This window comes from Leisingera sp. ANG-M6, assembly GCF_000813905.1.
In the GTDB taxonomy this organism is placed as follows: Bacteria; Pseudomonadota; Alphaproteobacteria; order Rhodobacterales; family Rhodobacteraceae; genus Leisingera.
Window position 1 is genome coordinate 1 of the sequence record NZ_JWLG01000044.1, and the last position, 814, is coordinate 814.

Genomic DNA, 814 nt, shown 5'->3' on the forward strand with positions numbered 1-814 from the left:
GACGGTGAAGCTGTTTGCCCGCGACGGGCAGGAGCAGGCCTATGCGCTGTCGGCGCTGCGGCGGCTGCGGACGCGCTATCAGCGGTTCCTGCGGATGATGACGCGGCTGGCGTTTGGCAGCATTGCCATCAACGGCGTGCTGATCCTGATCGTGGTGGCGCCTGCCATCTGGATGTGGATGCGCGGGTCTGTCAGCGTTGGCGAGGTGGCGGCGGTTTCAGCCCTGACGATCCGCCTGAACGGCATGAGCGGTTGGATCCTGTGGGTGACGATCCGGCTGTTTGAGAACATGGGGGTGATCCGCGAGGGTCTGCGGTCCTTGTCAGCCGTGCATGAGGTGTCGGACGCGCCCGGAGCCAAGCCGCTGGAGGTGGCCCGTGCCGAAGTGCGGATCGAGGGGCTGCGGCACCATTACGGCAACACGGCAGGCGGGGTGAACGGCATTGACCTGCACATCCCGGCGGGTCAGCGGGTGGGCATTGCCGGGCCGTCGGGGGCGGGGAAATCGACCCTGATCAACCTGCTGCTGCGGTTCCGCGACCCGGAAGGCGGGCGCATTCTGATCGACGGGCAGGACATCCGCGGGGTGACGCAGGAGAGCCTGCGCAGCCGGATCGGGGTGGTGACGCAGAACACTTCGCTGATCCACCGCTCGGTGCGGGCCAATATCATGTACGGCAACCCTGGTGCCACGGAGGCAGAGATGATTGCTGCCGCCAAGCGGGCGGAGGCGCATGAGTTCATCATGGGCCTGCGCGACCACGCGGGGCGGACCGGCTATGACGCCCATGTGGGGGAACGCGGCGTGGCGCTG

General features: G+C 67.4%; 1 protein-coding gene. It reads left to right on the forward strand.

Annotated elements, in window-relative coordinates; genetic code table 11:
* Positions 1 to 814 (forward strand): ATP-binding cassette domain-containing protein (locus tag RA24_RS21530; protein ID WP_039194368.1); only part of this gene is annotated, 814 nt, incomplete at both ends.